This is a genomic window from Desulfurellaceae bacterium (assembly GCA_021296095.1).
Lineage (GTDB): Bacteria > Desulfobacterota > Binatia > Bin18 > Bin18 > JAAXHF01.
The window spans coordinates 81093-95601 of the sequence record JAGWBB010000005.1 but is presented as its reverse complement, the minus strand read 5'-3'; the positions used below and the strand labels follow the sequence as shown (position 1 = coordinate 95601).

Here is a 14509-nt window from a genome sequence, read left to right as displayed (position 1 = left end):
AGGCTCAAGCCCTGGAGCAGCGCCACGTAGAAGCGCGCGAGGTCGCGCGGGCGCGCCGACGGGTCGAGTTGGCCGCGCTCCTGCGTGCGGTGGCGGCCCGCCCCTCCCCGGCCGATTTATTTCGACGGCTGGCCGACCGCTGCCCCGTTGCTTGCCACAGCCGGAGCTGTAGCGGCCAGCAGGGCGGCGGCCTCGTGCTCGACTACGGTGCCGGTAAAGAACTCGGGGTTGGCCTCGGCCCAGAAACGGACCGGGTTGGTGAATACAAAGTCGCGGAAGTTGTCGGCGTCCATCAGACCGTCTTCGACCAGCTCGTAGGCCTCGGGCAGCACCCCGGCCATGTCGGACACGTCAAAATGGCCGATGTCGGAGCCGAACAGGGCGTTCAGCTGCGAGCCGAGCGGGTTATGCTGCCGACTGAAGGCCCAGGCGTTCATCCGGTCGTCGGCCTCGCAGCCAAAATAAAATTTCGTGGCAAACAGTTCGTGAAAGTCCTGTTTGTTTTCGATCCGGCAGGCCGAGAAATCGTCCACATTGTCGATGCCGCCCACTGCAGCCGCCCCGACCGGCTGCCTGGCCGTGTCAAGGGCCGCCCGCCGGTCGGTCAGCGCCGCCACAATCTCCTGACTGCCGTGGGCTGCGGCCAGCTGCCGCAGTAAATCAACATCGAGATTGTCTGGATTGACCTCCTCCAGGGCATCGGCATTGCGTTTCTCCCAGTGTTCGATCAGGTCGGCGTACAGCTGGCAGGCCCAGCCGACCCCGCCCTCCAGGAAGGCAAACTTGAGGCTCGGAAAGCGACGGGTCACGCCGCCCAGAAAGAGCGCCTTGCACACCGCCTCACCGGCAACGGCAAAATGGCCGATATGGTTGTAACAGAAGTTGGAGGGCGAGACGCGCAGCCCATAGCCCCGGCCACCCGAATGAAAGGTCGGTGAAAAGCCCAGCTCCACACAGGTGGCCCAGACCGGATCGTAGTCATACTCGCTGTCCAGACCGAACACGTCGTACCAGGCCGCCAGACTGGCGGCTTCGGGCTGCTCCTGGACGACGGCGGGGATCTGACGCCGAATCATGCTGCCCAGCATCACGACCTTGAGGCCCAGCTGTTTGACATGCTCAAGCTCGGCAATCGCCTCTTCCGGGGTGTGCATCGGAATCGCCGCGGCCGGCGTCAAACGGTCCGAGACAGCCCGGAAATACTCGGCGCTGAAGGTGTTGAAGGCCCGACAGGTGACCCGCCGGGTCTCGGCATCCGCAATCAGCGGCAGGGCCAGCCCGGCAGTCGGGTACATGACCGAGAAATCAAGTCCCAGTTCATCCAGGCGCTCGTACAGCAGCTGGGGCATGATGGCGGTGGCCCGGTCGCGCGTATTCTTGGTCGGCAGCCCCCAGAAGCCCTGCTGGGCGATCCGCCGCCGGCGCCGTTCGGCGACCGACATGGACAGGTGCTCATCAGCAAGGCTGGGGAAGCTGGCAAAGCCCTCCACCGCTCGGTCTCCCCCGATTGACCGCAGCCGCTCACGGATCAGGGGGCCGAACTCGAGCCAGTGCCCGTCGGCGTCAATGACCGGATGCTTGATGTGCTGGCGTACGACCGAATGCTTGGTGTCCATGGCTGCCCTCCTCGAAAGGCAATCGTCATGTCCTTATGCTGTCAGTTGTTATCAGGATTGCCTTTCGTCTATACGACACCCATAGACAGTCCGTTATCACTTTTCAACACACACCGGTGCTTGTCCGCACGCATCAAACAGGTATGCTCTAGGGCCGAACATTCTCTTCAGACAGGAGACACGCATGGAATTCAGCCTGACCGTAGCTACAAAAATCGACGACTGGCAGCTGATCAAGTACGCCGAAGACCTCGGCTATGACCGGGCCTGGGTGCCGGATTCCCAAATGATCTGGTCGGACTGTTATGCCACCCTGGCCCTGGCCGCCCACAATACCTCACGGATCAAGCTCGGCACCGGCGTGTCGATTCCGGGCACCCGGATCGCCCCGGTCACGGCCCACTCCATTGCCTCGATCAACCGCATCGCCCCGGGCCGCGTCTTCCTGGGCATTGGCACCGGACACACGGCCATGCGGGTCATGGGTATGAACCCGATGAAAATTCGGGATTTTCGCGAGTATCTACGGGTCGTCAGAACCCTGCTGCGCGGGCAAGAAGTTGAGTACACGCTGAACGGCACGACCCGCACAATTTGTTTTCTGCACCAAGACCTGCAGTTTTTGGATCTGGAACATACTGTGCCCATCCTGGTTGCGGCCAACGGCCCCCTGGCCCTGAAAAGCGCGGGTGCGTATGGCGACGGCCTGATCTCAGTTTTTAACGAACAGCCGGGCATGCTGCAGGCCAACCTGAACCTGGTCAAACAGGGGGCGCAGCACAGCGGCCGAACGCTGAACGCGGATTTTCATACCGCCGCCCTGACCTCGGCCCTGGTTCTCCAACCCGGAGAGAAGCTGGACTCGGAGCGGGTCATTGACGAGTGTGGGTCGTGGGTCGCCGCCGCCCTGCACTTTGTGTATGAAATCTACCGCTACACCCGGCAAGAGGATGTCGTGCCCGAGTCCTTCACCGACGTGTGGGACGAGTACTGCGCCTATGTCGAGAAGATGGAGACACCGGAGGAGAAACGCTACCTCCAGATCCACAACGGCCACTGCACCTTTCTGATGCCTGAGGAGCGCCGCTTCATCACCCCCAAGGCGATTGCGGGCACCTGTCTGGTGGGTGAGCCGGCGGCCATCGTCGAACAGCTGCGCAAGGCCGAACAGGGCGGCCTCAAGGAAGTCACCCTGCTGCCGCCCATGGCCTCGGCCCGCAAGGTGCTGAAAGACTTTGCCAACGAGGTGATACGGCGTTATTAGGCGAGCCTGCTACTGGGGAGGAACCGCCTCGGCAATTTCGTACAACAGCTGTTCGGTCTCTTCCCAACCGATGCAGGCGTCGGTGATCGACACGCCATAGTCGAGTTGTACGCCCCCTTTCCAGGTCTGTTTGCCGGGTTTGAGATTGCTCTCGATCAGCAGGCCCATCAGCGCGCTCTGAGCGTCCCGAAAGACTGCCAGAGCGTCCCGGCACACCTGGCCTTGCTTGGTATGGTCCTTGCCCGAATTATCGTGCGAGCAATCGACCATGACCGCCCGGGCGATTTCCTCACCGGCCACCAGCTCGACCGCCCGGGCAATGTCCTCGGGACCGCAGTTCGGCTTTCCGCCCCCGCCGCGCAGCACAATATGCCGGTCGGGATTGCCGCCGGTCTTGACCATGCAGGTCAGGCCGTCGGCGTTAATGCCCAGAAAGCTGTGCGGGTGGCGGGCCGATATCATGGCGTTAATGGCGCTCTGGACCTTGCCGTCGGTGCCGTTTTTGAAACCGATCGGCATGGACAAGCCGCTGGCCAACTCGCGGTGGGTCTGACTCTCGGTTGTCCGTGCGCCAATGGCTGCCCAGCTGATAAGATCGGCCACGTACTGCGGTGTAACCGGGTCAAGGACCTCGACCGCGCAGGGCACGCCCAGCTGGTTGATATGCAGGAGGATCTGGCGGGCCATCTGCAGGCCGGTGGGGATGTCGCACGAGCCGTCCAGGTGGGGGTCGTTGATCAGCCCCTTCCAGCCGACCGTAGTACGCGGCTTTTCAAAATAGGTCCGCATGACAATCACCAGTCGGTCACGCGTGGCGTCGATGACTTTCTTGAGTCGGCCGGCATACTCGTAGGCCGCCTCGGCATCGTGAATGGAACACGGGCCAGTCACCACCAGTAAACGGCGCTGGTCCCGGCCGTGCAGAATGGCGCGGACGGCTTGACGGGTGTGTGACACGAGTTCGGCTGCCTGTTCGGTCAGCGGCAGCTCGGCTTTCACGGCACGCGGGGCGATCAGGGGTTGCATATCGACAAGGTGGGTATCTTCAAGCTGTTCTGACATAGGGGTCATCCGCCTCTCTTGGCTGAGATTAGTGCTGATTAGTGCTGACAGGAAGCGAGCAGCGTTCACTTTCAGTCGCTGGCCCGATCAACGAGTTCCATCACGTCAAGGACCTGGACCCGTTCGTCTGCCTCTTTGGCTTTGACGCCGTCCGTCAGCATGGTCATGCAAAAGGGGCATGACACCGCGACCACATCCGGGTTGGTTTCCAGGGCCTGCTCGGCGCGCAGGATGTTCACCCGTTGGTCCGGGGGTTCATCCATCCACATCCAGCCGCCGCCGCCACCGCAACACATGCTGGTCTGGCGGTTGCGTTCCATTTCCTGGGGGGATTTGCCCATGATCTTGGCAATCACCTCACGCGGCGACTCATAGATATTGTTGTGACGGCCATAATAGCACGAATCGTGATAGGTCACCTTAAGGTCAGGGTCTTCCCGGACACTCAGTTTGCCTTCCTTGAACAGATGATCGACCAGCTCGGCGGAGGAGATGACTTCGTAGTCGCCGCCAAACTGCGGATACTCGTTTTTGAGCGTATTGAAACAGTGCGGGCAGTTGGCAATGACCTTGCGGACGCCGTAGCTGTTGATCACCTCGACCGCAGCCTCGGCCATGGTCTGAAACAGATATTCGTTGCCCAACCGGCGGGCGGTCTCGCCGTTGCAGGGTTCCTCGGGACCCAGCACGGCAAAACTCACTCCGGCCTTATTAAGGATCCGGGTAAAGGCGGCGACCGTTTTCTTGTTGCGGTCGTCAAAAGCGCCCGCACAGCCCACAAAGTACAGATACTCGGCGTTCGGATTGTCGGCCAGCAGGGGCACCGAGATGCCCTCGGCCCAATCCATGCGCTTGTCATAACTCATGCCCCAGGGGTTGCCCTGGGTTTCCATACCCCTGAAGGTCCGGGTCAGCTCGCTGGGAAAGCGGGCTTCTTCCTGCACCAGGTGGCGGCGCATATCCACAATCTTGTCAACGTATTCGATCATCACCGGGCAGGCTTCCTCGCATGCCCGACACGTTGTACACGACCACAGCACCTGATCGTGAATCAGCTTGTCGCCGACTACGTTCTCGCCCACCAGACCGGCCTCGGCTTCACCGTTGGTCTGCCCCGACCGGGCGGCGATCATCTCGCCCTGATGGTCGTACATATAGTCGCGCAAGTTGAGGAGTAGCTGGCGCGGAGCCAGTTCCTTGCCGCTGGCCGTGGCCGGACAGTGCGAAGAGCAGCGGCCGCACTCGGTGCAGCTATACATGTCGAGCGCCTGCTTCCAGGTGAACTGGTTGATGAACGAGGTACCGAAGGTCTCCGAGTTCTCCAGGTCCATCTTATCGAGCGCGCCGGCGGGCTCGAGTTTGCGGAAAAACACGTTGGGAATCGAGGTAATAATATGGAAATGCTTGGAGCGCGGCAGCAGGTTGAGAAAGGCCAGAATCACCAGATTATGGATCCACCACGCGGCATTACTGACGAACTCGGCAAAGCCCGGCCCAAAGGCCGCCAACACCAGGCCGACCAAGCCTCCCATCGGTTGCCAGGGACGTTCGGCTTCGATGACCGGGTCGCCGGCCAGAAAGACCAGCCGACCGCCGTCGTACAGCAGGCCGGACAGCATGATCGTAAAGATAAAAAAGAGGATGAGGACGGCTTCCCAGTGGGACTGCCCGGCCAGGCGCTCTTCGGCCGGCCTGTAACCGAACAGCCGTGGCGGATGCGACACCAGCCAGCGGTAGATGGCCACCCCGACCGCCCCGATCACCAGCACCTCCATGAGGTCGCGCAGCACGAAGAACGGCCCCCCCAACTGATCGGGCGCAAACCCAGGCACGAAAAAGTGATCCGAAAAGGTCCGGCCAAACATGGTCACGACCTGCAGGCCGAGAATCATGAAGCCCCAGAAGATGAGGACGTGCATCCAGCCGGCCGGCTGTTCACCGACCACGAACTTCTTCTGGCCAAACGCGTACACCAGCACGGCTTTGACCCGCTCGCCGATCCGATCGAAACGCTCGACCGGTTTGGCGGCCAGCAGGAGGCGAAACCGATCGTACAAGGTATAGGCAAAGAACCCCAGGGCGGCTACGACGATGAGGAGAAAAAGCAGCGTAGACATTATCTCCCTCCTTCGAAGAGGAAACGTGTCAACCTTTTAGACGACACGTTTCCTCTTTCTACAACGAGCGGAGGGCAGCCCCGGCGGACTGCCCTCTTTTCCACACTGACATTCTTGCGCACCTGAACCGAACCGGGCGGGCGAGGCTTCTTGGCCCGCCAGGCAAGCTTATTTGCTTCCCCCGCGCGGTTTGAGTTCCAGGTCGTCCGGCGGAGTGGAGGGCAGCTGCCAACGGATATAGGGTCTGTCCTTGAGTTCGTGATAGGCGTTGGCCTGCTCAATGGCCTTATGAAAGGCCGACTCAAAAGCCTCAAAATCCTTGCTCTTGATCGCCTCACCAACCGACGGCCAGTCCTCGGCCATGAACTGATTGAGCGCATCCTCGTGCTTGGGCCGGGCGTAGGCGCCGAGTTCCATCAACTCCGTGATCTCTGAGTATTGGAAGTTGGCGAGGTCCCAGTGACCCTCTTTTGCCGCATAGAACAGCTTCCAGGTCCGCTGTCCAATCTCGGGCATGATTCGGGCCAGACCCGACTGCTGACCCTGCAGAATAGCGATCTCTTCCATCGTGATTTCGCGCTGGCCAGAAAAGACGCCAAGCTCGGCCAGGATTTCTTTGACTTTCTCTTTCAGTTCATCATCGGCCATACGTTTCCCTCCTCAGCAGAAATGGGGCTCAGCCGGAATGCGCGTCACACTCCTTTTGGCCGAGCTACTATACTCAAAGCGGACCGGGAGAGCAAACCCGCAGCCCGCAGGATATTATCCAACCCGTATGGGCTGGATCGCGCGCCTGGCGCGGCGAGCGGTCCGCCAGCTGTGAGAACGAGACCAGACCTGGGGAGTATCCGGAAAAGCCTCGGATAGAAAATGTGAAAAATGTCGTTTGGCCCGACTGGCGCTGGTCCGGTTCGGGTGCGGGTTGAGCAGTTCGGCGGCCGTGAACAACTCGTCAACCATTTCGGTATCGAGTTCAACCGCTAAACGCACCCGGCCCGGCGGGTCGGCGTCGGCGCACAGGCCGATCTCAAACGTTCCGCGAAAAAGATGCCGGGCAGCTTCCTCGTCCTGCCAGAACGACATCCCAACAATCAGATTCGGCTCCTCAAGATAGATCGCCGCCAGCACGACCCCGTCGTGGGTGAACATTTTGACCCGCCATGCTACCTCGGCCAGGGCAATACCAAACGGCTGAATACGACGCGCGAACATTTTCTGTGGGATATCCACATCCAACACCGCTCCCATGGCTCTTCCTCCTCACAACCCCACCTCCGCTCCACCGAGCCGAGGGCTGCTCACCCCTCACCACACAACCACCACCTGAGCCGGAGACCACTCTCCGGCCGTCTCGCACTGCTGTCAGTCCCGATCCAAGCCCCGATAGGCAATGATCTCGCGCATGATCTCTGACGTGCCTCCGCCAATATTGGTCATCCGCATATCCCGATAGAAGCGCTCAATGTGAAACTCTTCCATGTAGCCATAGCCACCGTGGAATTGCAAACACTCGTAGGCCAACTCATTAGCCAGTTCGGTCGCGTACAACTTGGCCATCGACACCTCGGTGCTGGCGTCACACCCGGAACTCAGGACATCCGCGGCGTAATACGTCAGCTGGCGGGCCGCCTCAAGCTTGGTGGCCAGATCGGCCAGGCGATGACCGATGGCCTGGTGGTCAAAGACCCGCTTGCCAAAGGTTTCCCGCTCACGGGTATAGCGAATGGTGTCTTCCAGGGCGCGCTGAGAGGCGCTGACCGCCATGCTAGCCGCGATCAGGCGCTCATCCTGGAAGTTCTGCATGATGTAGTAAAAACCCCGGCCCTCCTCGCCCAGCAGGTTTTCGCGCGGAACCCGGACATCCTCAAACACCAACTCGCCGGTGTCCGAAGAGTGGTTCCCCATCTTTCTAAGCTTTTTGGCCAGCTGAAAGCCCGGGCTGTCCCGCTCGACAATGAACATCGACACGCCCTTATGGCCCAGGTCTTTGTCGGTTTTGGCCGCCACACAGAAGGTGTCGGCATGGACCGAGTTGGTGATGAAAATCTTGGCCCCATTGAGGACATATCCATCCCCGTCGCGGACCCACATTCGAGCCGCCCGACGGCTCGGAGACGGCGACCGCACACACCTGCTCGCCGCTGATCAAGGGCCGCAGATACTTGTCTTTCTGCTGCGGCGTGCCGTAGCGGGCAATATGGGTAGTCGACATATCGGTATGCACCAGGACGCTCATCGGCAGGCCCAGGGCATGACACCGGCACAGTTCCTCACAAAAGACCAAGGCCATCCAGATATCGCCCTCCGAGAAAGCCGAGTTCGCCCATGCGCCGATACACCGATTTGGGAAACAGCCGTTCCTCCTCCCACTGATCGATATACGGCTCAATCTCCTTGTCCACGAAGTTTCTCACCTGCTCGCGGAATATCTCATGTTCTTGGTTAAAATATCTGGATGGGGCCGTGAACATAGGCGTGTTCTCCTTACTTCCTGCGCTACATCACATATCCGCCGTTGGGGCTCAGTACCTGGCCGGTCACATAACCGGCCTCGTCCGAGGCCAGGAACAGGTGGGCGTGGGCGATATCTTCGGGTTTGCCGAGTTGGCGCATGGGAATGCGGCGCAGGAAAAACTGCCGCACCTGCTCGGCCGTGGTCTGCGAGATATTGCCCGCCACAGTCGAGCCCTGAGCCCTGCCCTCGACTGCCTGCAAAATATTATCAATCAGGCCCGGGGCAACCGCATTGACGGTGATGCCGGAACGGGCGAACTCCAGAGCCAACGAGCGCGTCAAGCCGATAATCGCGGCTTTGGCCGCAGCATAATGGGCGTTTTGGGGTCCGCCCTCCATGCCGGCCACGGAGGCGGTGTTGATCACCCGGCCCCAGCCGGCGCTGTGCATGTCTTCGATCACCGCTTGTGTACACAGGAAGGTGCCTTTGACGTGCACGTCAAGCATCCGCTGCCATTCAGCGGAGGAGATGTCCAGAAAATCCTTGATCTGGGCAATGCCGGCGTTGTTGACCAGGATATTGATCGGGCCGAGATTCTCGCGCAGCTGGGCGATGGCGGGCGCAAGCTCGTCTTTTTTTGACACATCCGCCCGACACGCAAACGCAACCGTATACTGGAGGGCGGCGTTGATCTCGTCGGCCACACCTTCCGCCCGTCGCTGGCTGATATCGAGCAGGCCGAGCCGGGCGCCCTCCCGGCCAAACAGCTGGGCGGTGGCCTTGCCCAGCCCCGAGCCGGCCCCGGTCACAATCGCGGTTTTTCCTGCCAGCCGCATGTCAGCACCACTTCATGTACGATCCGCCGTTAGGGCTGAGGATCTGGCCGGTGACAAAACCGGCTTCTTCAGACACCAGATACACGACCGCATGGGCGATATCCTCGGGTTTGCCCAGTCTGCGCATCGGAATCGTCTTGGTCATCTTGTCCACCCAGCGCGGCGGACTGTGGCGCACCATCGGGGTGTCGATCACGCCCGGGGCAACCGCATTGACGGTGATCCCGGTTCGGGCCAACTCGCTCGCCAGCGCAATCGTCAGGCCGGCAATACCAGCCTTGGCCGCACAGTAGTGGGCCAGCCTGACACCACCGGTAAACGCCCCCATGGAAGACGTGCTGATCAGCCGTCCCCAGTCTCGCCGGCGCATGCCGGGCAGCACGGCCTGGAAACAGTTGTAAGTGCCATTCAAATGCACCCCGAACATGCGGTCCCACTGCGCCTCGGTCATGTCGGTAAAGGCGACCTGTTCGCCAATGCCGGCATTGCTGAACACGATGTCCAGGGGCCCGCACTCGGCCTCGGCCTGGGCGACCGCCCGCTGCACCGCGTCCAACTGGGTCACGTCGAGGCGCACGGCCAGCGCCTTACGCCCCAGGTCGACGAGCGCCTGGGCGGTTTCTTCGGCGCCGGCGCTATTGATATCGCACACCACGACATCGGCCCCGCCCTTGGCCAGCGCGACTGCGGTCGCTCGACCAATGCCCGAGCCGGCTCCGGTCAGCAACGCCGTCTTGCCCGCAACGCCCGCCATGTCCCTATTCGGGCGAAGCCGCCCGTTCGCCGACTTCTTCCTGTATCGCCCGGCGCAGGTGCTGGCGCACTTTTGGGGTGTCGAGCGTAATGCCCACCTCGCCGTCACTGCCGATGCCGAACTTGGCCTGGCGGTGGAAGGCCAGCGCGGTGTCGGAAATGAGCCGCAGGATGACCGTCGTGTCGACCTCGCCGTCTGTCAGCTGGTCAATCTCTTGGCTGCACGCCTGGCGGATCTGATCGACAATGCCCTTATGTTTTTCAATGTCGAACATTACCTGGCCGATCACGCACTGCCCGAACTGTAAGACCGTATACTGGCGGCCCTCGCGTTCCCACTCCAGGGTACGTTTGGGCGGAACCGGGAACTCTCGGATGCGGTCAGCAACCCAGATGTCTTCCGGATCCGGGCTGTCTTCGCAGAACATCAGGTTGATGTGTTGCATGCCGTCCGGCTTGGGATGAATTTCAATCCGCATAACCAGCCTCCTTGGCCTGCGCGACACGCGCGAAAAAGACAAATAAGGGAGCTTTCCACACCTGGGACAGCTCCCTCCGAGACAACGGTTTACGGCTCGTGACAGAGCCAGGGCTTAGGGGTCGGTCCGCAGCTCAACCGCGTTGCCATCCGGGTCCTTGAGAAACAGAACCGGGCCGCCGCCGAAGCTGGGCGGAGGGGTAAACTCGGCAAACTCGATCTTTCTGCGCTTCAAGACTTTCTTGGCCTCTTCAATATCCTCAACCTGCAGGGCGAGGTGCGAGCCGACACCCGGCAGATTTTTGGCCGCCATCTCGTTGCGCTGACCGATGAGGTGGACCTGGGTACCATCGCACTCGTACCAGGCGCCAGGAATGCCCTTGATCTTGGGGCGCTCGATTTCTTCAAAGCCGAGCATCTTGTAGAACGACTTGGCTTTTCTGAGGTCACTAATCGGTACGCCGGCGTGACGGACGGATTTGAGTTTGATCATGGCCAGACCCTCCTTGTGTTTTGGGTAGATTCAGATTCAAACTACGTATCATTTTTGCTCAACAACAACAAGAGGAACGGGCTTTCAGGACTGCAAACTGCCCCAATCCACCGGCCTTGGGCTGTCTGGATGCGCGTCAGGTCCGGCGCTCCAGGACGAGGTTGGCCTGCCCGTCGCGGCTGGCCGACCACTCCGGCGGTACGACCACGGTGGTATCCGGCTCCTCGACAATCAGGGGCCCAAGCTGTGAGGTGTCGATATCCGCACGGCGCCGAATTACGGTCTGCTGCAAGCCGTGCTTGGGCCCAAAATAGGCCTGCCGGGTGTCGGCCTGGACCGGGTCGGCGGGCGGCACCCGGCCCAGCAGCTCGGAGAAGCGCAGGCTGCCGGCCGAGGCCAGCGCCCGCAGGCGCAGGCTGACCAGCTCAACAGTATCGTCCCGTTCGTAACCGAAGGCCTGGAGATGCGCCTGGGTGAACAGCCGCCTCAGTTCGGCCTGCAGCTCGCCGGGTGAAACCGACGGAAACGGCTGGGTCAACTCCGAGACCTGATAGCTGTAACGCAGGTCGACCTGACGCTCGAAGCGGATGGCCTCGGCCCGAATGCCCTCTTGCAGCAACTCGCTTCGGGCCGTTTCTTCCATCTCGGCGAACTGTTCGATGACCGACTGCGGCTCAACCAGCTCGAGCGCCAAGGCCACACTGCGGACATAGTCGTGGCGATAATCGGCCAGCAGCAGGCCCAGCGCGCTGAACAGTCCGGGATACGGCGGCACCAGAACCCGCGACATGCCCAGGCTCTCGGCCAGGGCTACGGCGTGGATCGGCCCCGCACCGCCAAAGGCGACCAGCGTGAACTCGCGGGGGTCGCGGCCGCGCTCGGTCGACACGGCGCGCAGGGCACGCATCATGGTCGAATTGGCGACCTGGGTGATACCGTAGGCGGCGGGCAGGACATCAAGCCCCAGCGGGTCGGCAATCTGGCTCTGGATCGCGGCCAGGGCGGCCGGTCGATCAATCGTCAGCGTGGCCCCGGCAATTGCCTCGGGGTTCATATAGCCCAGAACGACATTGGCGTCGGTCACTGTCGGCTCCTGCCCCCCCCGGCCATAACATACCGGTCCGGGCTCGGCCCCGGCGCTGTGGGGTCCAACCCGCAGAGCGCCGCCGTCGTCGATCCAGGCCACGCTGCCCCCCCCGGCGCCGACTTCGACAATATCCAGCGAGGGCGCGCGCAGGGCGTGCCCGCCGCCGCCAAACAGACGCGTGGTCATGGTCGCCCCACCCCCGACTTCTCCGCCGGCCTTCTCGAGCGGCACGCCATTCTCGATCAAACACGCCTTGGCCGTTGTCCCGCCCATATCAAAAGACAGGACCGCAGCCTGGCCGGTTTCCGACACCAAACGGGCCGCAGCCAACACGCCGGCCGCCGGGCCGGACTCGATCATATAGGCCGGCCGGCGGCGGGCGGCGTGGGAGGTCATGATGCCGCCGTTGGACTGCATGATCAGCAGCAGCCTGCTGTAGGCGGCCAGACGCTGCTCGAGCCGGTCAAGATAACGGTCTACGACCGGAATGAGCGAGGCGTTGATCACCGTCGTGCTTGTTCGTTCGTATTCCCGGATCTCGGGGTGAACGTCCGACGACAGACACACCACCGTCTGGGGAGCCATTTCGGCAATCAGGCGACCGATCTGCCGCTCGTGCTCGGGGTTCAAGTAGGCGTTGAGCAGACACACCGCAATCGCCTCAACCCGTTCGTTCAGCAGCTGTTGAATACGCTGGCGGGCATCTTCGAGCTGAAGCGGCTGCTCGATCTCTCCGCTGCCCAGAATGCGCTCCTTGACCTCGAGGCGTAGCGAGCGGGGAATCAGGGGCGGCAGGCGGTCCCACGAGGCATCGTAGATATTCGGACGCCGCTGGCCGCGCATCTCCAGCTCATCCCGAAAGCCCTGGGTGGTGATCAGCCCGGTGCTGGCCGTTTTGCTTTCGATCACCGCGTTGGAGGCAATCGTCGTGCCGTGCACGAAGCTCTCAACCTGAGCGTCGGCCTGGTCAGAGGCGGTCGTCGTCTGGATCAGGTCCACAATATCCTCGCCAACCCGGTCGAGCAGCGACAAGACCTTGGTGGTGGTCAGTTGCCCGTCGTCGCCGAGGACGATCACATCCGTGAAGGTTCCGCCAATATCAAAACCAACTCGCATACTCCGGCCTTTCTGTCGGTCATGCCGTCCGGCGGCTCGCCAGCAAATCGGTGACCCGCGTGCCGTGCCAGCCCGCTTCGCGTTTCGTCCAATACAGCTCGCGCAGCCGCCAGCTGAGAGCCCCGGGTTTGCCGTCGCCCAGCGCCCGGCCGTCAACCCGGGTGATCGGCATGATGCCGCCGGCGGTGGAACTCATGAAGGCTTCATCGGCCTCGCGCAGCCGCTCCGGCCCGTAATCCCCGGCTTTGATCTCGACCCCGACCTCGGCCGCCAACTCAAACACCGTCCGGCGGGTAATGCCGTGCAGCACATTCGTGCCGGGCGTGTAGATTGTTCGGTCTTTGACAAAGAACACGTTAAAGCCCGGGCCTTCCGACAGGTGGCCGGACACGCTGGACAGGACGGCGACATCGGCCCCCGCGTCCAGGGCCTGGAGCTGAGCCCGGGTCAGGTCTCCCCAGTGAAAATTCTTATATCGGGCGTCAACTGCGGCGTCCGGAATCCGGGGGGTCCGCGCGATCCACACATGCGCTCCGGTAGCGTGGTGTTCGGGTGGCAGGATCCACACATAGGGCACGGCGTAGGCGATAAAATTAGGCGTGGTGTGGCGCAGGTCGCGGCTGCCGGGCGGCTGAAACTGTCCCCGGGTCACCAGTACCTCAACGTAGGCGTCCTGCAGCCCGGCCCGGAACGTACACTCAGCCAGAATGTGGCGGATTTCGGCCGCCCCGTAGGGACACCGAATGCGGACGCCCGCCGCCGAGGCCAGGAAACGCTCAACATGATCGTCGAGACGGAAGAACAGGCCCTTCCAGGTCGAGACCACGTCGTAGGCCACGTCGCTCCGACTAAAGCCCAGGTCAAAAACCGAGATTTTGGCCTCGTCGCGTCCGACATAGTGTCCATCCACAAAGGCAACGCCTTCGGACATAGCCCCTCCTCTCGTGACGGGACAGCGCTCGGCGTGCTAGCATTGCACCATGCCAGCGCAAAAATCAATCACACTTTCCCAGCTGTTGCAGAATCTGCACGAGATCTACGACCAGCACGGCGAGCTGCGGGTGTATCTGTCGTGCGCCACCGCCGGCGCCGAGCTGCCGCTTGAACAACTCACCGTGAGTCCGTTGGACGAGGAGCCCGACGCCCTGGTGGTCCGTCTCCACAGCCCGGCCGCGACCGGAGACGAGTATGACGACTGGTAGACGTCCTCAGCGGCCGGAGAAACGCGGCGC

General features: G+C 61.9%; 16 protein-coding genes. 2 read left to right on the top strand and 14 right to left on the bottom strand.

The features are described from left to right. Positions 1-116: 116 nt before the first annotated feature. On the bottom strand, positions 117-1616 hold the full coding sequence (locus J4F42_02290; GenBank protein ID MCE2484317.1) for an amidohydrolase family protein: 1500 nt from the start codon (positions 1614-1616) through the stop codon (positions 117-119). 184 nt (positions 1617-1800) lie between these two features. Between J4F42_02290 and J4F42_02285 the strand changes: the two genes are divergently transcribed. After that, complete coding sequence (locus tag J4F42_02285) at positions 1801-2880, top strand: LLM class flavin-dependent oxidoreductase (protein ID MCE2484316.1); 1080 nt, start codon at positions 1801-1803, stop codon at positions 2878-2880. A 9-nt stretch (positions 2881-2889) separates the two neighbouring features. Here J4F42_02285 and J4F42_02280 read toward each other — a convergent pair whose 3' ends face one another. From J4F42_02280 to J4F42_02220, 13 genes are all read right to left on the bottom strand, one after another. Continuing rightward, entirely contained in the window at positions 2890-3942 is a 1053-nt protein-coding gene (locus J4F42_02280) for a 3-deoxy-7-phosphoheptulonate synthase (GenBank protein MCE2484315.1), read from the bottom strand. 71 nt (positions 3943-4013) lie between these two features. Beyond that, positions 4014-6059 (bottom strand): (Fe-S)-binding protein, encoded by a 2046-nt coding sequence (locus J4F42_02275; protein ID MCE2484314.1) that lies wholly within the window; start codon positions 6057-6059, stop codon positions 4014-4016. Positions 6060-6227: 168 nt separating this feature from the next. After that, on the bottom strand, positions 6228-6707 hold the full coding sequence (locus J4F42_02270; GenBank protein MCE2484313.1) for a hypothetical protein: 480 nt from the start codon (positions 6705-6707) through the stop codon (positions 6228-6230). 114 nt (positions 6708-6821) lie between these two features. Beyond that, the gene (locus tag J4F42_02265; protein MCE2484312.1) at positions 6822-7307 is read right to left on the bottom strand and encodes a hypothetical protein; all 486 of its coding nucleotides are present in this window, start codon (positions 7305-7307) and stop codon (positions 6822-6824) included. Between the two features lie 114 nt (positions 7308-7421). Then, positions 7422-8150, bottom strand: coding sequence for an acyl-CoA dehydrogenase family protein (locus J4F42_02260; protein ID MCE2484311.1), 729 nt, complete (start codon positions 8148-8150; stop codon positions 7422-7424). Beyond that, complete coding sequence (locus tag J4F42_02255) at positions 8032-8349, bottom strand: acyl-CoA dehydrogenase family protein (GenBank protein ID MCE2484310.1); 318 nt, start codon at positions 8347-8349, stop codon at positions 8032-8034. The genes J4F42_02260 and J4F42_02255 overlap by 119 nt, the downstream gene beginning before the upstream one ends. Then, positions 8330-8530, bottom strand: coding sequence for an acyl-CoA dehydrogenase family protein (locus tag J4F42_02250; protein MCE2484309.1), 201 nt, complete (start codon positions 8528-8530; stop codon positions 8330-8332). The genes J4F42_02255 and J4F42_02250 overlap by 20 nt, the downstream gene beginning before the upstream one ends. A gap of 25 nt (positions 8531-8555) precedes the next feature. Next, positions 8556-9350: an SDR family oxidoreductase gene (locus tag J4F42_02245; protein MCE2484308.1), complete on the bottom strand. Its 795-nt coding sequence runs from the start codon at positions 9348-9350 to the stop codon at positions 8556-8558. A gap of 1 nt (position 9351) precedes the next feature. Then, positions 9352-10104 (bottom strand): SDR family oxidoreductase, encoded by a 753-nt coding sequence (locus J4F42_02240; protein ID MCE2484307.1) that lies wholly within the window; start codon positions 10102-10104, stop codon positions 9352-9354. A gap of 4 nt (positions 10105-10108) precedes the next feature. Beyond that, positions 10109-10582 carry a hypothetical protein gene (locus tag J4F42_02235; GenBank protein MCE2484306.1) on the bottom strand — a complete coding sequence of 158 codons (474 nt, stop codon included), beginning with the start codon at positions 10580-10582 and terminating at the stop codon, positions 10109-10111. Between the two features lie 114 nt (positions 10583-10696). Next, a complete protein-coding gene (locus J4F42_02230; protein MCE2484305.1) occupies positions 10697-11074 on the bottom strand; it encodes a VOC family protein in 378 nt (125 codons plus the stop codon). A 136-nt stretch (positions 11075-11210) separates the two neighbouring features. Continuing rightward, positions 11211-13277, bottom strand: a complete 2067-nt coding sequence (locus J4F42_02225) for a hydantoinase/oxoprolinase family protein (protein ID MCE2484304.1) — start codon at positions 13275-13277, stop codon at positions 11211-11213. Between the two features lie 19 nt (positions 13278-13296). Continuing rightward, on the bottom strand, positions 13297-14208 hold the full coding sequence (locus tag J4F42_02220; GenBank protein MCE2484303.1) for an aminotransferase class IV: 912 nt from the start codon (positions 14206-14208) through the stop codon (positions 13297-13299). 49 nt (positions 14209-14257) lie between these two features. Here J4F42_02220 and J4F42_02215 point away from each other — a divergent pair, with 49 nt between their 5' ends. Then, entirely contained in the window at positions 14258-14479 is a 222-nt protein-coding gene (locus tag J4F42_02215; protein ID MCE2484302.1) for a hypothetical protein, read from the top strand. Positions 14480-14509: the final 30 nt, after the last annotated feature.